Genomic DNA, 16,422 nt, shown 5'->3' with positions numbered 1-16,422 from the left:
AGCCGCGGAGACCGTCCTTGGACCGATGCGGCGGCTCAGCCGACCCGCCCGGCGTGCTCCCGCGTGGCGTGGAACTGCACCTGAGGCCAGCGCTCCTGGGTCAGATCCAGGTTGACCCGCGAGCTGGCCAGATAGGCCAGATTGCCGGCGCCGTCGTAGGCCAGGTTGTCGGCGAGCTTTTTCTCGAAGTCGGCCAGCATCCTGGCATCGGCGCAGCTGATCCAGCGCGCGGTGTAGATGTTGACCGGCTCGAACACGGCGTCCACGCCGTATTCGGTCTGCAGGCGGTGGGCGGCCACCTCGAATTGCAGCACGCCCACCGCGCCGAGGACCAGATCGCCGCCGTTCAGGGGCTTGAACACCTGGGTGGCGCCCTCTTCCGCCAACTGCTGCAGGCCCTTGTGCAGCTGCTTGACCTTGAGGGGATTGCGGATGCGCACCCGACGGAACAGCTCCGGCGCGAAATAGGGAATGCCGGTGAACTGCAGTTCCTCGCCCAGGCTGAAGCTGTCGCCGATCTGGATGTTGCCGTGATTGTGCAGGCCGATGATGTCGCCGGCGTAGGCCTCTTCCACCTGCTCGCGCTCCTGCGCCATGAAGGTAATAGCGTTGGAGACCTGGATGTCGCGGCCCAGTCGCAGGTGGCGGATGCGCATGCCGCGCTCGAACCTGCCCGAGCACACGCGCAGGAAGGCGATGCGGTCGCGGTGGGCCGGGTCCATGTTGGCCTGGATCTTGAAGACGAAGCCGCTGAACTTCTCCTCGGCGGGGTTCACCAGGCGCGCCGTGGCATCGCGCGGCTGCGGACCGGGCGCCCAGTCCACCAGGGCGTTGAGCACTTCGCGCACACCGAAGTTGTTGATGGCCGAACCGAAGAAGACCGGCGTCTGCTTGCCGGCCAGGAAAGCGCCCAGCTCGAAACCGTGGGAGGCGCCGCGCACCAGCTCCACCTCCTCGCGCAGCTCCGCGGCCTGGTCGCCGAAGAGCTCGTCCAGGCGCGGGCTGTCGAGGCCGCGGATGAGTTCCAGTTCCTGGTTGCGCTCGGCGCGGCCGGCCTCGAAAAGCAGGATCTCGTCGCGCAGCAGGTGGTAGACGCCGCGAAAGCGCTTGCCCATGCCGATGGGCCAGGTCACGGGCGCGCACTGGATCTTGAGCACCGACTCCACCTCGTCCAGGAGCTCCATGGGATCGCGCGCCTCGCGGTCCAATTTGTTGATGAAGGTGATGATGGGCGTGTCGCGCAGGCGGCAGACGTCCAGCAGCTTGATGGTCTGCGCCTCCACGCCCTTGGCCGCGTCGATGACCATGAGCGCCGAATCCACCGCGGTCAGCACCCGGTAGGTATCCTCGGAGAAGTCCTGGTGGCCGGGCGTATCGAGCAGGTTGATCACGTGTTCCCGGTAGGGGAACTGCATCACCGAGCTGGCCACGGAAATGCCGCGCTGCTTTTCGATCTCCATCCAGTCGGAAGTGGCGTGGCGGCTGGCCTTGCGGGCCTTGACGGTGCCGGCCAGCTGAATGGCGCCGCCGAAGAGCAGCAGCTTTTCGGTAAGCGTGGTCTTGCCCGCGTCGGGGTGGGAGATGATGGCGAAGGTGCGCCGGCTGGCCGCCTCGGCGGCGATGCGATCGCCCTTGGCGATCCGTGCTGCGTTGTCCATGGTCATGAGGGATTCCAGATACAGTGAGTCGATCGACGGCCTATTCCGCCAGCGGGCGCCGCTCGGCGCGTTCCAGGCGCAGGGCCAGGACCAGGGCATCCTCGCGGCCGCTCAGATCCCGGTAGTAGCCCTTGCGCATGCCGATCTGGCGAAAGCCCGCGCTTTTGTACAGCGATTGGGCGATCCGGTTGCTTACCCGCACCTCCAGAAAGAGAATATGGGCGTGCAGCGCCCGGGCCCGTCCGATCAGGTGCTCGGTGAGCCGCCGTCCCAAGCCCTGGCCGCGGTGGGTCTGGGCGACGCCGAGGTTCAGCAGATGCGCCTCGCCGGCCGCCGCGGAGAGGACGCCGTAGGCCACGATCATGCCCTCGGGCGTCGCGAAGACCCACCCCTCGTAGCCGCTGAGCAGGCAATCGCGAAAAATGCCCAGGCTCCACGGCGTGATGCAGATGGCCGCCTCCAGCCGCGCCACCGCATCGAGGTCCTCCATCCGCATGGGACGCAGCTCCATCAGGAACGATTCTCCTCAGCCTGGGAAGGGCGAATGTACACCGGCAGGGCCTGCTCCACATCCACCGCCTCCCCCGCCAGCCAGCGCGGCAAAGCGAGGCGGACCACGGCGGCGGCGCGGGGCAGGGCCGCGGGCGCCATGCCTTGCAGACGGCCTGCCAGCCGGGCCGACAGCGCATCGGCGTGAGCACCCCAGCCGGTGCCCACGCCGAACCAGGCGTCGCCGGCCGGCACAGGCACCCGCTCCGGCACGGCGACGCACTCCTCGCCCTGCAACGTCGGCATTTGACCGGCGGCACGTACATAGATTCCCCAGTAGACCTCGCCCTTGCGCGCATCGAAGGCGGCCAGCACCCGAGGATAATCCGTTTCCATGGCCACCGCCTGCAGGCTGGACACGGGGATCAGCGGCCGGTCCAGCGCCAGCGCCAGCCCCTGGGCGGCGCTAACCGCCACCCGCACGCCGGTGAAGGAGCCGGGCCCGCGGCCGAAGGCGATGGCGTCCAGCATGCCCAGGCGCACGCCGGCCTCGGCCAGCACCTGGTCGATCATGGCGGTCACCAGCGCGGCATGGCCAAGCGGCGCGACCTCGAAACGCTCCGTGACCTCGCCGCCGTGCAGCAAGGCCACGGAGCAGGCCTCGGTGGCGGTTTCGATGGCTAGGAGCGTCGTCATGTATGGAATGTCGTCCTGTCAGGCCGCGCCGTCCGACGGCGCCGCGTCGGCGGCAAAGAACGCCTGCACCACTTCCAGCCGGCGCGTGCGCCGCATGGGCGGCAGGCTGTCCACGAAGACCCGGCCGTAACCCTTGCTGAGCAGGCGCGGGTCGCAAATCATCATCACCCCGCGGTCCCGGGGATCGCGGATCAGCCGCCCCACCCCCTGCTTCAGGGCGATGACCGCCTGGGGCAGCTGGTAATCCCAGAACGGGTCCTTGCCCTGCTCCTGGAGATAACGGCTGCGCGCCTTCAGCACCGGATCGTCCGGAGCGGCGAAGGGCAGCTTGTCGATGATCACGCAGGACAGGGCCTCGCCGCGCACGTCCACCCCCTCCCAGAAGCTCGCGGCGCCGAGCAAAATGCCGTTGCCGGCGGCGCGGAACTGCTCGAGGAGCTGGCCCTTGGGCGCCCGTCCCTGGATGAAGAGCGGATAAGGCACCCGCGCCGCCAGCCAGCCGGCCGCCTCGTTGAGGGCGCGATGGCTGGTGAAGAGCATGAAGGCCCGGCCGCCGGCCGCCTCCAGCACCGGCAGCGCCGCTTGCAGCACCGCCATATTAAAACCGGGGTCGCGCGGCTCGGGCAAGTTCTGCGGCACGTAGAGCACCGCCTGACGCCGGTAGTCGAAGGGGGAGTCCCAACAGGCGGTCTCCGCTTCCGCCAAGCCGAGCCGCTCCTGGAAATGGCTGAAATCGCCGTTGACCGCCAGGGTGGCGCTGGTGAACACCAGCGCCTGCCGGCCTTGGCCCAGCAGGCCGTGGAAGCGCTCGGCGATGTCCATGGGCGTGGCATTGAGATAGACGCCGCGCCCGCGCAGCTCGAACCAGTAGACGAAGCTGCGGTCCTCGTGGCGGGCGAAGAAATCCACCAGCGCCAGCAGGTCCAGGGCACGCCGTTGGCAGCTCTCCAGGCCCTTGCCGCGCTCGGCCCCGGCGCGCAGTCCCTCGGCCAGCGCGGCCAAGCCGTCGCGCACGCGGGCGAAACCCTCCGCCACGCCCGCCTGGCCGAGCAGGTCCAGCCAGTCGCTCCGGCGCTCCACGCGGCCGAAACCGAGCGCCCAGTCGGCCACCGTCTGGCCGAAGCCGTCAGCGAGCGCGGCCAGCTCCGGGGTATCGGCTGCCTCCGCACGCGCCTCGCGCTCGGCATCGCGCGCCAGATCCAACAAGCGGTGGGAGCTCAGGCCGCTGCCAAAGAATTGGCTGGCGATCTCCGGCACCTGGTGCGCCTCGTCGAAGATCACCGCATCCACCCGCGGCAGGATCTCGCCCACGCCCTCGGCCTTCAGCGCCATGTCGGCGAAGAGCAGGTGATGGTTGACCACCAGCACGTCGGCCTCCTGGGCGGCGCGGCGCGCCTCGGTGAGAAAGCAGTCGCTGAAGGCGGGGCAGTCGCTGCCCAGGCAGTTGTCGGCGGTGGAAGTCACCAGCGGCCAGACCGGCGCGTCCTCCGCCACCGTCGCCAGCTCGCCGGTGTCGCCGCTGCGGGTCAGGCCCGCCCAGCGCAGCACGCGGCGCATGTCGCCGGCCAGGATCGGCCGCGCCGCCGCTTCCGGCGCATGCAGATCCAGCCGGTGCCGGCACAGGTAGTTGGCGCGCCCCTTCAGCAAGGCGACCCGCACCGGGATGTCCAGCAGCGACTTGAGCAGCGGCAGGTCCTTGCTGAAGAGCTGATCCTGCAGGGCCTTGGTGCCGGTGGAGATCAGCACCTTGCGGCCGGACAGGAGCGCCGGCAGGAGATAGGCGAAGGTCTTGCCCGTGCCGGTGCCGGCCTCGGCAATCAGCACCCCGCCCCGCTCCAGGGTCTCCGCCACGCGTTCGGCCATGGCCAGCTGCTGTGGACGCGGCGCGAAGCCCGGCAGCGTCCGTGCCAGCAGGCCGCCCTCGCCCAGCAGCTCGGCCAATTCCTGCGCCCGCACGGCGCCGCGCCGCTGCTTCTGTACTGTCAAATCCGAATCGCGCATACTTTTCTGCATGCCTCATCCCAGTCCGGAGCACTGAACGTGTATAAACGCCGCGCCCGGGTGCTCTTCGTGCATCCGCAAGATCCCGGAAAAGCGCAACAGGCCGCCCGCTGGGCGCAAGAGCTGGGGGATGCCTGGCTCGAAGCCCGGGCCGCCGACGGTTGCTCCCCGCCGCCGTGGCAGTGGCCGGACCTGGTCATCCAGCTGGAAGAGCCGCCGCATCCCCTGCCGCTGGCACCCCACACCCAGGTCCGCACCTGGCGCGTGCCGGCCGCGGACTGGCCGGCTGGCGTGCAGGAAAGGATCAGGGGGGTGATCGGCGGCTTCAAGCTGCTGTCCCGCTTAGACCAGAGTCAGGCACCGGGAGTGCAGGATGGCCGCGAGGCGGACGCGACCGGTGCCGGCCCGCATCCCGCAAAGCAATAAAAAAGCCCGACCAAAGCCGGGCTTTTAAACTGATACGGTGTGGCAGCTTAGGCTTGAGTCACCTTCTCAGCTTGGAGCCCTTTCGGTCCCCGGACGACTTCGTAGTTAACGCGCTGACCTTCGGCCAAGGTCTTGAAGCCCTCCATGGCAATGGCGGAGAAATGGACGAAAACGTCCTCGCTGCCGTCATCGGGAGAAATGAAACCGAAGCCCTTGCTATCGTTGAACCACTTGACCGTACCTGTTGCCATGATGCAAATCCTCATTAAAGAAAAACAATAACTCACCCGGGCCTGCGCCCTGGCGTAGACTGCCGCAGCAGCAAAAGCAATTATAGCATTTTTTGTCGCAGCTTGCTTTTATTATCTGCGTAGCAGACATCCGCCAAATAGGCAAATTACACGAGACCCCGGCCGCTTGCAAGCATTAAATAAAGCAGCAAACAACGCCGGAAAAAACCGCGACGGCGACCGCGCCGTGCGGATCTTGCAGAAACGTGCGCAAGTGGCGTTCGGTGCTATAATCCCGCATCCGACTTTCGACTGACATGCAAGCAGGTTTCCCATGCCGCGCACCGCTTCCCGCACCCCGCCCCCGCTGCCTGAAGTCGCTCCCCTTTGGCGGCGCCTCATGGCCATTCTCTACGACTACATCGTCCTCAGCGGCGTGTTCCTGCTAGTGGCGGCCATCGCCTATTCCCTGTTCGGCAGAGCCATTCAATACGGCTTCGGCCGGGCCCTGTTCCAGACGGTGCTGTTCGGGTTGGCCTACACCTATTATTCCTATTTCTGGATGCATGGCGGCCAGACCACGGGTATGCGCGCCTGGCGCATCCGGGTGCTGAGCGCGGACGGCCAAGGGGGGATCACGCCCTGGCAGGCGCTGCTGCGCTTTTTCGTGGCGATCCCTTCGGGCCTGCTGGCCGGGCTCGGCTTTTTGTGGATGCTGTGGGATCCCCGGCGCATGACCTGGCACGACCGCTATTCGGAAAGCCAGATCTTCATGGCGCCTTGGCCAGCAAAAACCAAGCCAGCAGCGTAAAGGCCACGAGCGGGCCGACGGCGGACAACCAGGGCGGAATGCCGCCGGCCACGCTGATGTAGCCGCTCATCTGGTTGACGAAGTGGAAGCTGAGCCCGAGGGACAGACCAGTCAGCAGCCGGGCCGCCACGCCGCCGCCGCGGGTGCTGCGCACCGCAAAGGGGAGGACCACCGCCACCATGATGAGCGGCACCCAGGGATAGGTCACGCGCCGCCACCAGGCCAGCGCCAGCTGGTTGGACTTGAAGCCCTCCGTCTGCACGCCCTGGCGGGCGTAGCGCAGCTCCGGCAAGGTCATGACATCGGCGGTCTGCACGAAACTGCGCAGGGTCTTCGGCTGGATCGCCGTGGACCAGGGGATTTCCCGGTGGGTGGTCACCTGCAGACGATCGGGCAGGATGTGCACGCGGCGCACGTCGCGCAAGTGCCAGGTACCGTTGCGATAATAGGCGCTGGCGGCGGTATAGCCGCCGTCCAGGCCGGAAAAGCTGGGACTTTGCAAGACCATGACGCGCCGCAGCACCGTGCCTTCGTTCTCGACCGCCTCGATGCGGATGATGCCCGGCCCCTCCTTCAGCCAGATCTCGCCGCCCACGTACTGAAGCTCCTGCCCCGGATGCAAGGCGTTGGCACGCATGGCCTCGGCCGTCGGCGAACTGTAGGGCACCACCCATTCGCCGAGCACGAGCACCAGCAGGCCGGCGGCGGCGGCCATGCCCCACAGCGGCCGCGCCAGCCGGGGCAGGCTCCAGCCGGCCATGCGCAGGGCCACCAGTTCCGAATGGCTGGCCAAAGTGCTCAGAAAAGCCATCGCCCCCAGCAGCACGGCCAGGGGAATCAGCTCATAGGCCATCTTGGGCATGCTCAGCAGCACGTACTTGGCCAGGGTGCCCAGGCCATAGTTGCCCTGCCCGAGATCCTGGAGCTGATCCACCACCTGCGCCAGCACGAAGAGCCCCAGAAGCCCCACCAGCATGCCCAGCGAATAGCGTGCCCCGCCCAGCGCCAGATAAATGTCGGCGCGGGTGATCAGCCGACCCGAACGGAACTCGCCCGGCCGCCGCACCTGGAACGAAGCAGCATTCATAACCACCTCCGCATGAAGCGCAACGGCCACCACTCCAGGCCCCGGCTCCGGCGATAGAAGGTATAGCCGGCCAGGGCGAGGAGCATCAGGTGCACCCACCAGATGCCGGGGAAGACGGGCATCTGGCCGCGCACCACCCAGCTCTTGGCCAGCAGCAGCAGATTATTGAAGATCAGCAGCAACAGGACACCGATCAGAATGCCCCCCGCCCGCCCGCCGCGCGGCGGCGCGTAGGCCAGCGGGATGGCCAGCAGGGTCAGGAGCGGCAGGAGCGCGGGCCAGCCGAGGCGCCACTGCAGCTCCGCCCAGGCGGCGCGCGCCTGCGGACCCTGCAGCATGGCCAGCAGATCCGCGTTGGTCTTGGCGGACATGCGCCCCGAGCCGCTGTCCTGACCGCTCAGCTTGGGCGGGGGCAGATGCACGCGATAACGGGCAAAGGCCAGGATCTTGAAGCCCTGCACGCCGGGCGTGCCCATGTAGCGGCGGCCGTCCAGCAGGATGAGATCGAGGCTGCCCTCATCGTTGGCGCTTACCTGTCCCCAGGCGGCGGTGGTGATGGCCCGGTCCCGTCCGCCGTCCCCGCCGTTCTCATAGATGAACACCCCCTGGTAGCGGTCCGGCTGGGACGGCAAGGGCGCCCCCAGATACAGGATGCGGCCGCCCGGCAGGCGGTTGAAGGAACCCGGCTGCATCATGGCCAGGCCCGCCAGTCGGGCGTAATGATTTGCCTGCTGGATGATGGCCCGCTCCGCCTGTGGCGCCCAGTAAAAGGAGGTGAAGATCTGCACGCCGAAGAGCAACAGCATGGCGCCCATGGCCGGACGCAGCAACTGGGATGGCCCCACGCCCGCGGCGGCCAGGGCGGTCATCTCGTTGTAGCGGTACATGCGATTGAAGGTGAGATAGACGCCGAAGAAGATGGCGATGGGCAGGACCGTGGACACCAGGGCCGGCAGGCCCAGGCCGATGAGCGAGAGCACGGCGCTGAAGGGCAGCTCCCCGTAGGCCACCCGCTTCAGGTATTGGCTGACCTTGGCGACGGCCAGGAGGGCCAGCACGATGAAGGCCATCATGGCGGCATAGCCGAGCACGTCCCGCACGATCTGGCGGCTAACTCTGCCCATGGGCGGCACTCCTCCTGCGCTCTAACCTGGCTGCTGTCAGGCATCTATCCATGCATTCACCCGCAGCGGCCCTCCCGGCCGGATGCGCCTTGCAAAAATTCCGGGCATGCCCATAAAATAGGCAAAACCATTCCAAACGCGAACAATTGCAGTTTTGCCACAACGATCAAACGTCCAGGAGCTTTTCGTGGAATTTAATATAAAAAGCGGCAGTCCGGAGAAGCAGCGCACCGCCTGTCTGGTTATCGGGGTCTTCGAACCCCGCCGGCTGTCCCAGCCCGGCCTGGAAATCGACCGCTACGCGGACCACTACCTGTCCAGCATCCTGCGCCGCGGCGACATCGAAGGCCATCTGGGCCAGACCCTGCTGCTGCACAACGTGCCGAACATCCTCGCCGACCGCGTGCTGCTGATCGGCTGCGGCAAGGAACGCGACTTCCGCGACAAAAGCTACCGCAAAGTGATCGGCACCGCCATCAAAACTTTGAACGAGACCGGCTCCATGGAGGCGGTCCTCTACCTGCCGGAGCTGAACGTGCGCGGCCGCGAGCTGGAATGGAAGGTCCAGCACGCCGTGGAGGCCGCCATCGAAAGCCTGTACCGCTTCGACAAGTACAAGAGCGACCGCGAGGAGGACCGCCGCCCGTTGCGCAAGATCACCCTGGCCGTGCCGCGGCGCTCGGACCTGCGCAACAGCGAACTGGCCGTGGCCCGCGCCACGGCCATCGCCGAGGGCGTCCGCCTGGCCAAGGACCTGGCCAACGAGCCCGGCAATGTCTGCACCCCCAGCTATCTGGCCGAGCAGGCCCGGGCCCTGGCCGAAAAATATCAGCTCAAGGCCACGGTGCTGGAGCGGGAGGACATGGAGCAGTTGGGCATGCGCCTGCTGCTCGGCGTGGCCGCCGGCTCCACCCAGCCGCCCAAGCTCATCGTGCTAGAGTACCAGGGGGCCGGTGCCGATGAGAAGCCCGTGGTGCTGGTGGGCAAGGGGCTCACCTTCGATGCCGGCGGCATCTCCCTCAAGCCCGCGGCGCACATGGACGAGATGAAATACGACATGTGCGGCGCGGCGAGCGTGCTGGGCACCATTCAGGTGGCCGCCGAGCTGAAGCTGCCCCTGAACGTGGTGGCGGTGGTGCCGAGCACGGAGAACCTGCCGGACGGCAAGGCCAACAAACCCGGCGACATCCAGCAGAGCATGGCCGGCAAGACCGTCGAGATCCTCAACACCGACGCCGAGGGCCGCCTGATCCTGGCGGACGCCCTCACCTACGCCGAGCGCTTCAACCCGGACGTCGTGATCGACGTGGCCACCCTGACCGGCGCCTGCGTGGTCGCCCTGGGCCATCATGCCGCCGGGCTGATGGGCAACAACGATCGCTTGATCAAGGACCTGCTGGAGGCCGGCCAGGAGTCCGGCGACCGCGCCTGGCAGCTGCCACTGTGGGATGACTACCAGGAACAGATCAAGAGCCCCTTCGCCGACGTGGCCAACGTCGGCGGGCGCGAGGGCGGGGCCATCACCGGCGCCTGTTTCCTGTCCCGCTTTGCCGACGACTACAAGTGGGCCCATCTGGACATTGCCGGCGTGGCCTGGAAAGGCGGCGAGAAGAAGGGCGCCACCGGCCGTCCCGTGCCTCTCCTGGCGACCTACCTCATCCAGCGTGCCAACGAAGCCAAGGACAAGGAATAGCCCGCATGGCGGAGGCCACCTTCTACCAGCTGGCGGAAACACTCAGCGAGGAGGGCCGGCAGCTGCAGGCGATCTGCCGCGTGATCCAGAAAGTGTATCAGGTCACCGGCGGCGCCGGCGTGCTCTGCGCCTCCGCCGAGGCCGCCCGGACCCTGGATGACCTGCTCTGGACCTTCAACCAGGGCAGCTTCGTTCCCCACGGCCTCGCCCCGAGCGACGAACCCGTGTGCCTGGCGACCGAAGTCCAGGCGCTGCCGCCGCGGCGCGTGCTGGTGCTGACCGTGCCGACCCTCCCCGACGATCTCGCCGGCTTCGAGCGCGTGGTTGACTTTATCCTGCCGGACCCGGAAGCTGTAAAAGCGGCCCGGCGGCGTTATCGGGCGCTCGCCAGCCGTGGTTACAGCCTGACCCTTCACCCCTTGCCCGCTTGAGGAATACGCCCATGGACTGGTTCCGCCGCAAGTCGGAGACGGATACTCCTGCCTCAACTGCCGCTTCACCCGCCCCCGAGGCCCCGTCGGCGGGGCTGGACAGCGGCTTGCCGCCGCCCCTGCGCCTGACCGACGTGGTACGCGAGAACCCGCCCGAAGCCGCCGCGAATCCGTTGCCGGAAACCGGCAGCGGGCAGCCCCGCGACCCGGCCGCGCCCCCTCCCCCGGCGGTGGGTGCTGGTGCCGGCAGCGCGCCGGAGGCCGCCATGCCGCCGGCCGCGCCGCGGGGAACGCCGGGCGGCGCCGGCCTGGGCCTGCAGGCGGACGAGGCCCTGCGCTCGCTGCTGATCCAATCCCTGATCGAGGCCCTGTTGCCGCGCGTGAGCGAGCGCATCCTGGCGAGCATGGAGGCGCATTTCGCCACCTACCTGCGCAGCGCCCACGACGAGCTGATCCAGGCGGTGCAGCAGGCCCTGCAGACGAGCGAGGAGCAGATGCGCGGCCAGGTGCTGGAACAGATGCGCGCCGAGCTGCCGCAGGAGCTGCACCAATGCCTGGTGGAGGAATTCGCCGCCATGCTGCGCCCGAAATCCGCGCCGGCGGGCGGCAGCGCCCAGCAGCACGCCAGCGACGCCTCTTTCTAACCCGGCCCCCGGGCCGCCTCAGCAACAAGATCAAGATTACGCATGCACGAAACAGGCGCTGAACTCGACAAACAGTTCGATCCCCAGGCTTGCGAGAGCCGCTGGTACCGTCAATGGGAAGCACGAGGCTATTTCGCTCCCCAGGGCGCCGGCGCGCCCTACTGCATCATGCTGCCGCCGCCCAACGTCACGGGCACGCTGCACATGGGCCATGCCTTCCAGGACACCCTGATGGATACGCTCACCCGCTATCACCGCATGGCGGGCGACCGCACCCTGTGGCAGCCGGGCACCGATCACGCCGGCATCGCCACCCAGATGGTGGTGGAGCGGCAATTGGAGGCCGGCGGCCAGAGCCGCCACGATCTGGGCCGCGCCAATTTCGTGCAGCGCGTCTGGCAGTGGCGCGCCGAATCCGGCGGCACCATCGTCCGCCAGATGCGCCGCCTGGGCGCCTCCTGCGACTGGTCGCGCGAGCGCTTCACCCTGGACGAGCCTCTGTCGCGCGCCGTCACCGAGGTCTTCGTGCGCCTCTACGAGGAGGGCCTCATCTACCGCGGCAAGCGCCTGGTCAACTGGGATCCGGTGCTGCGCACGGCGGTGAGCGACCTGGAGGTGTTGAGCGAGGAGGAGGATGGCTTTCTCTGGCATCTGCGCTACCCGCTGGCCGACGGCAGCGGACATCTGGTGGTCGCCACCACCCGCCCGGAGACCCTGCTGGGCGACGCCGCCGTGGCCGTGCACCCGGAGGACGAGCGCTACTGCCATCTGATCGGCCGGCAGGTCAAGCTGCCGCTCACCGGCCGGGAAATCCCCATCATCGCCGACGACTACGTGGACCCGGCGTTCGGCACCGGCTGCGTGAAGATCACCCCGGCCCACGACTTCAACGATTACGCCGTGGGTCAGCGCCATCACCTGCCGCTGATCAACGTCTTCACCGAGGATGCTCATTTAAACGACAACGCGCCGGCCGACTACCGCGGCCTGGACCGCTTCGAGGTCCGCCAGCGCATCGTCGCCGACCTGGAGGCCCAGGGCCTGCTGGAAAAGATCGCGCCGCACAAGCTCATGGTGCCGCGCGGCGACCGCAGCAAGGCGGTGATCGAGCCCTATCTCACCGACCAGTGGTACGTGAAGATCCAGCCGCTGGCCGAGCCGGCCATCCGGGCGGTGGAGGACGGCCGCATCCGCTTCGTGCCGGAGAACTGGTCCAAGACCTACTTCGACTGGATGCATCGCATCGAGGACTGGTGCATCTCCCGCCAGCTCTGGTGGGGCCACCAGATCCCCGCCTGGTACGGACCGGACGGCCAGGTCTTCGTCGCCCGCCACGAGGACGAGGCCCAGGCGCGGGCGGCGGCCCACTATGGCACGCCCGTGCCCCTGGAGCGCGACCACGACGTGCTGGACACCTGGTTCAGCTCGGCCCTGTGGCCCTTCACGACCCTTGGCTGGCCGGAGGACACGCCGGAACTGCGCACCTTCTATCCCACCAGCGTGCTGGTCACCGGCTTCGACATCATCTTCTTCTGGGTGGCCCGGATGATCATGATGGGGCTGAAGTTCACCGGCGAAGTGCCCTTCCGCGAGGTCTACATCCACGGCCTGGTGCGTGACGCCGAGGGCCAGAAGATGTCCAAGTCCAAGGGCAACGTGCTCGATCCCATCGACCTGATCGACGGCATCGAACTGGAGAGCCTGGTGCAAAAGCGCACCAGCAACATGATGAACCCGCAGGCCGCCGGCAAGATCGAGAAGGCCACCCGCAAGGAGTTCCCGGACGGCATCCCCGCCTTCGGCGCCGATGCCCTGCGCTTCACCTTCGCCAGCCTCGCCACCCAGGGCCGCGACATCAAGTTCGACCTCAACCGCATCGAGGGCTACCGCAATTTCTGCAACAAGCTGTGGAACGCCAGCCGCTACGTGCTCATGCAACTGCCGGCCGGCGAGGACGTCAACGCCGGCGCGGCGGAGCTTTCCCTGGTGGACCGTTGGATCATCTCGCGCCTGCAGGAAACCGAGGCTACCGTGCGCGAGGCCTTCGACGGCTACCGTTTCTCGGACGCCGCCAACGCCCTCTACCAGTTCATCTGGGGCGACTACTGCGATTGGTACATCGAGCTGACCAAGCCGGTGCTGACCGGCGACTTCAGCCCCGAACTGCAGCGCGGCGCGCGGCGTACCCTGGTACGGGTGCTGGAGGCATCGCTGCGGCTGCTGCACCCCATCATGCCGTTCATCACCGAAGAGATCTGGCAGAAAGTCGCCGGGCCCGCCGGCAAGCAGGGCGACACCATCATGCTGGCGCCCTACCCGATGCCTGACGCAACCCGCATCGACCGGGATGCGGCGGCGGAAACGGAGTGGCTCATGGCCTGCGTGCGCGCGGTGCGCACCATCCGCGGCGAAATGGACATCGCGCCGGGCCGCCCGCTCGATCTGCTGCTGCAGGGCGGCGGCGAGCTGGACCGTGCCCGGGTGGAACGGCATCGACCGTGGCTGGAGCGCTTGGCGCGCCTACAGTCGATCACCTGGCTGGCGCCGGATGCCGCGCCGCCGCCCGCCGCCCTGGAGCTGGTGGGCGAGCTCAAGCTCATGGTGCCGCTGGCCGGCCTCATCGACGTCGGCGCCGAGCAGGCGCGCATCGACAAGGAAGTCAACCGCGTCCAGGCGGACCTCGCCCGCGTGGAAGGCAAGCTCGCGAACCCGAGCTTCGTGGACCGGGCGCCGGCGGAGATCGTCGCCAAAGAACGCGCCAAGGCCGAGGAGCTGCGCCAGGCCCTGGAAGAACTGACGGCCCAGCGCCAGCGCCTGCAGGCACTGGCTTGATGGACAAAGGAACCCCGATGGAGCTGAAGCCTTACCCGCTGGAGCCCTTGTTTGGCCGCATCCTGACGCCTTTCGAGCAGTTCCTGCGCCGCACCACGGCAGGCGGCATCATCCTCATGGGCACCACGGTGCTGACCCTGCTCATCGCCAACTCGCCCTGGGGCTCCGCTTTTCACCACCTTTGGGAGCAGCAGGCGAACATCGCCTTCGGCCCCTGGCAACTGCAGCAAAGCCTGCATCACTGGATCAACGATGGCTTGATGGCCCTCTTCTTCCTGCTGGTGGGCCTGGAACTCAAGCGCGAGATTCTGGTCGGCGAGCTGTCCTCCCTGCGCGACGCCGCCCTGCCGGTAGTCGCCGCGCTCGGCGGCATGATCGTGCCCGCCCTCATCTACTATGGCTTCAACCCGAGCGGTCCGACCATGGCGGGCTGGGGCATCCCCATGGCCACGGACATCGCCTTCGCCGTCGGCATCCTGGTGCTGCTGGCCTGGCGCATCCCGCGCAATCTCATCATTTTCCTGACCGCGCTGGCCATCGCCGACGACCTCGGTGCGGTGCTGGTAATCGCCGTTTTTTACACCAGCGACCTGAACCTGCAGGCCCTGTCCTGGGCCGGGGCCATCCTGCTCGCGCTGGTGCTGCTCAACCGGGGCGGCATCCGCCACCCGCTGCCTTATGCCATCTTCGGCGCCCTGCTGTGGTTTTCCACCCTGCAGTCCGGCGTGCACGCCACCATCGCCGGCGTGCTGCTGGCCTTCACCATTCCGGCCCGCCCCGCTTTCCATCCGCGGCTTTTCGACCAGCGCCTCGACGAACTCAAGGATGCCTTCCACTCGGAAACCATCAATCCGGACACGCCCGACGATCCCCTGAGCAACCACCGCATGGCCACCATCGCCGAAAGCGTGGAGCAGGCCGCCAATGCGGTGCAGGCGCCCCTGCAGCGCATGGAGCACAGCCTGAGCCCCTGGGTGACCTTCGTCATCATTCCGCTCTTCGCCCTGGCCAACGCCGGCATCAATTTCGCCGAGATCCGGCTGGGCGAGAGCCTGACCCAGCCGGTGACCCTGGGCGTGATTTTCGGACTCGTGCTGGGCAAGTTCCTGGGCATCAGCGGCGCCAGCTGGCTGGCAGTCAAGGCGGGCATCGGCAAGCTGCCCGGCGGCGTGGAATGGCGGCACATCCTGGGAGCGGCCTGGCTGGGCGGCATCGGCTTCACCATGTCGCTCTTCATCAGCCAGCTCGCCTTCGCCGACCCGCTCCTGGCCGAGGAGGCCAAGCTGGGCATTCTCCTGGCCTCGGCCATTGCCGCCGTCATCGGCCTGACCTGGCTGTACCTGAGCGCTCCCAAGCGCAAGCCGGAGGTTGCATGATTCCAGCGGATCTTCCGCACAGCGTTGCCCACGCCCTGGCCGAAGACATCGGCGCCGGTGATCTCTCCGCCGCGCTGATCGATCCCGGCCAGCTCGGCCACGCCCGCATCGTGACCAAGGAGCCGGGAGTCATTTGCGGACGTCCCTACGTGCAGGCGGTCTTCGAGCAGTTGCCGGGCTGGGTGGAAATCACCTGGCATGTGGAGGAAGGCGAGATGGTGGACGCTGGACGGGTCTTGTGCGAGCTGAACGGCTACAGCAACACCCTGCTGAGCGGCGAGCGCACTGCCCTCAATTTCCTGCAGACCCTGTCCGGGGTGGCTACCGTCACCCGGCAGTACGTCAACGCGGTGGCCGGCACCCGCGCGCGCATTCTCGACACCCGCAAGACGCTGCCCGGCCTGCGCCTGGCGCAGAAATACGCGGTGCGGGTCGGCGGCGGCCACAACCACCGCCTGGGGCTCTACGACGGCGTGCTGATCAAGGAAAACCACATCAGCGCCGCCGGCGGCATCCCGCCTGCCGTGGAACGCGCCCGCAGCCTCGCTCCGCTGCTCACCCGCATCGAAGTCGAGGTGGAAAACCTCGACGAGCTGGCGCAAGCGCTGGAAGCGGGTGCGGATCTCATTCTCCTGGACAACTTCTCTCTCGGCGAGCTGCGCCGGGCGGTGGCGCTGGTAGCCGGGCGCGTGCCCCTGGAAGCCTCGGGCAACGTGACCCTGGAAACGGTGCGCGCAGTGGCGGATACCGGCGTGGACTACATCTCGGTGGGCAGCCTGACCCGCAACGTGCGCAGCCTGGACCTCTCCATGCGCTTCACGGGCAAGCTCTAGCAGCGCCGCCACTCCGCCCTCCGTTCGACTCCCCTAGACGGAAGGCTTTGCTATTTTAAAAGTCCAAAGGCCATTGGGCCGCATAAAACAA

15 protein-coding genes are annotated in these 16,422 nt (G+C 67.6%); 8 read left to right on the top strand and 7 right to left on the bottom strand.

The window, feature by feature from the left end; all coding sequences use genetic code 11:
* Positions 1–35: 35 nt before the first annotated feature.
* The 4 genes from G579_RS0113885 to G579_RS0113870 are packed head-to-tail and all read right to left on the bottom strand — an operon-like array spanning position 36 to position 4,856.
* A complete protein-coding gene (locus G579_RS0113885) occupies positions 36–1,664 on the bottom strand; it encodes a peptide chain release factor 3 (RefSeq protein ID WP_269137071.1) in 1,629 nt (542 codons plus the stop codon).
* A gap of 34 nt (positions 1,665–1,698) precedes the next feature.
* Positions 1,699–2,169 carry a ribosomal protein S18-alanine N-acetyltransferase gene (gene rimI, locus G579_RS0113880; protein ID WP_028990647.1) on the bottom strand — a complete coding sequence of 157 codons (471 nt, stop codon included), beginning with the start codon at positions 2,167–2,169 and terminating at the stop codon, positions 1,699–1,701.
* Positions 2,169–2,843, bottom strand: coding sequence for a tRNA (adenosine(37)-N6)-threonylcarbamoyltransferase complex dimerization subunit type 1 TsaB (tsaB, locus tag G579_RS0113875; protein ID WP_028990646.1), 675 nt, complete (start codon positions 2,841–2,843; stop codon positions 2,169–2,171). Before tsaB ends, rimI begins: the two co-directional genes overlap by 1 nt.
* An 18-nt stretch (positions 2,844–2,861) precedes the next feature.
* Positions 2,862–4,856 carry an ATP-dependent DNA helicase gene (locus G579_RS0113870; RefSeq protein WP_230973856.1) on the bottom strand — a complete coding sequence of 665 codons (1,995 nt, stop codon included), beginning with the start codon at positions 4,854–4,856 and terminating at the stop codon, positions 2,862–2,864.
* A gap of 27 nt (positions 4,857–4,883) precedes the next feature.
* Between G579_RS0113870 and G579_RS17775 the strand changes: the two genes are divergently transcribed.
* Positions 4,884–5,270, top strand: coding sequence for a hypothetical protein (locus G579_RS17775; RefSeq protein WP_051181705.1), 387 nt, complete (start codon positions 4,884–4,886; stop codon positions 5,268–5,270).
* A 47-nt stretch (positions 5,271–5,317) separates the two neighbouring features.
* On the opposite strand, the gene G579_RS0113860 is transcribed toward G579_RS17775, so the two are convergent.
* Positions 5,318–5,521 carry a cold-shock protein gene (locus G579_RS0113860; RefSeq protein WP_028990644.1) on the bottom strand — a complete coding sequence of 68 codons (204 nt, stop codon included), beginning with the start codon at positions 5,519–5,521 and terminating at the stop codon, positions 5,318–5,320.
* A gap of 313 nt (positions 5,522–5,834) precedes the next feature.
* Between G579_RS0113860 and G579_RS17770 the strand changes: the two genes are divergently transcribed.
* Complete coding sequence (locus G579_RS17770) at positions 5,835–6,311, top strand: RDD family protein (RefSeq protein ID WP_051181704.1); 477 nt, start codon at positions 5,835–5,837, stop codon at positions 6,309–6,311.
* Here G579_RS17770 and lptG read toward each other — a convergent pair.
* Together lptG and lptF are read right to left on the bottom strand one after the other, a co-directional pair.
* The gene (gene lptG / locus G579_RS0113850; RefSeq protein ID WP_051181702.1) at positions 6,271–7,398 is read right to left on the bottom strand and encodes an LPS export ABC transporter permease LptG; all 1,128 of its coding nucleotides are present in this window, start codon (positions 7,396–7,398) and stop codon (positions 6,271–6,273) included. The two genes, G579_RS17770 and lptG, sit on opposite strands and share 41 nt — an antisense overlap.
* Entirely contained in the window at positions 7,395–8,522 is a 1,128-nt protein-coding gene (gene lptF, locus G579_RS0113845) for an LPS export ABC transporter permease LptF (RefSeq protein WP_028990642.1), read from the bottom strand. Before lptF ends, lptG begins: the two co-directional genes overlap by 4 nt.
* Before the next feature lie 187 nt (positions 8,523–8,709).
* Here lptF and G579_RS0113840 point away from each other — a divergent pair, with 187 nt between their 5' ends.
* Genes G579_RS0113840 through nadC form a run of 6 tightly spaced genes read left to right on the top strand, consistent with a single transcriptional unit; the run spans position 8,710 to position 16,331 of the window.
* The gene (locus G579_RS0113840; protein WP_028990641.1) at positions 8,710–10,215 is read left to right on the top strand and encodes a leucyl aminopeptidase; all 1,506 of its coding nucleotides are present in this window, start codon (positions 8,710–8,712) and stop codon (positions 10,213–10,215) included.
* 5 nt (positions 10,216–10,220) lie between these two features.
* The gene (locus G579_RS0113835; RefSeq protein WP_028990640.1) at positions 10,221–10,646 is read left to right on the top strand and encodes a DNA polymerase III subunit chi; all 426 of its coding nucleotides are present in this window, start codon (positions 10,221–10,223) and stop codon (positions 10,644–10,646) included.
* A gap of 11 nt (positions 10,647–10,657) precedes the next feature.
* On the top strand, positions 10,658–11,290 hold the full coding sequence (locus G579_RS0113830) for a hypothetical protein (protein WP_155989896.1): 633 nt from the start codon (positions 10,658–10,660) through the stop codon (positions 11,288–11,290).
* 42 nt (positions 11,291–11,332) lie between these two features.
* Positions 11,333–14,122, top strand: coding sequence for a valine--tRNA ligase (locus G579_RS0113825; protein ID WP_028990638.1), 2,790 nt, complete (start codon positions 11,333–11,335; stop codon positions 14,120–14,122).
* 17 nt (positions 14,123–14,139) lie between these two features.
* Complete coding sequence (gene nhaA / locus G579_RS0113820) at positions 14,140–15,498, top strand: Na+/H+ antiporter NhaA (RefSeq protein ID WP_028990637.1); 1,359 nt, start codon at positions 14,140–14,142, stop codon at positions 15,496–15,498.
* Entirely contained in the window at positions 15,495–16,331 is an 837-nt protein-coding gene (nadC, locus tag G579_RS0113815) for a carboxylating nicotinate-nucleotide diphosphorylase (protein WP_028990636.1), read from the top strand. The genes nhaA and nadC overlap by 4 nt, the downstream gene beginning before the upstream one ends.
* Positions 16,332–16,422: the final 91 nt, after the last annotated feature.

Source organism: Thermithiobacillus tepidarius DSM 3134 (assembly GCF_000423825.1).
Lineage (GTDB): Bacteria > Pseudomonadota > Gammaproteobacteria > Acidithiobacillales > Thermithiobacillaceae > Thermithiobacillus > Thermithiobacillus tepidarius.
This window is presented reverse-complemented; position numbering and strand designations above follow the sequence as displayed.

Coding starts and splice junctions, on each gene's coding strand:
- G579_RS17770 (WP_051181704.1), top strand. CDS start 5,835: ATGCCGCGCACCGCTTCCCGCACCCCGCCCCCGCTGCCTGAAGTCGCT.
- tsaB (WP_028990646.1), bottom strand. CDS start 2,843: ATGACGACGCTCCTAGCCATCGAAACCGCCACCGAGGCCTGCTCCGTG.
- lptG (WP_051181702.1), bottom strand. CDS start 7,398: ATGAATGCTGCTTCGTTCCAGGTGCGGCGGCCGGGCGAGTTCCGTTCG.
- G579_RS0113885 (WP_269137071.1), bottom strand. CDS start 1,664: ATGACCATGGACAACGCAGCACGGATCGCCAAGGGCGATCGCATCGCC.
- G579_RS0113825 (WP_028990638.1), top strand. CDS start 11,333: ATGCACGAAACAGGCGCTGAACTCGACAAACAGTTCGATCCCCAGGCT.
- nhaA (WP_028990637.1), top strand. CDS start 14,140: ATGGAGCTGAAGCCTTACCCGCTGGAGCCCTTGTTTGGCCGCATCCTG.
- lptF (WP_028990642.1), bottom strand. CDS start 8,522: ATGGGCAGAGTTAGCCGCCAGATCGTGCGGGACGTGCTCGGCTATGCC.
- G579_RS0113830 (WP_155989896.1), top strand. CDS start 10,658: ATGGACTGGTTCCGCCGCAAGTCGGAGACGGATACTCCTGCCTCAACT.
- G579_RS0113860 (WP_028990644.1), bottom strand. CDS start 5,521: ATGGCAACAGGTACGGTCAAGTGGTTCAACGATAGCAAGGGCTTCGGT.
- G579_RS0113835 (WP_028990640.1), top strand. CDS start 10,221: ATGGCGGAGGCCACCTTCTACCAGCTGGCGGAAACACTCAGCGAGGAG.
- G579_RS0113870 (WP_230973856.1), bottom strand. CDS start 4,856: ATGCAGAAAAGTATGCGCGATTCGGATTTGACAGTACAGAAGCAGCGG.
- rimI (WP_028990647.1), bottom strand. CDS start 2,169: ATGGAGCTGCGTCCCATGCGGATGGAGGACCTCGATGCGGTGGCGCGG.
- nadC (WP_028990636.1), top strand. CDS start 15,495: ATGATTCCAGCGGATCTTCCGCACAGCGTTGCCCACGCCCTGGCCGAA.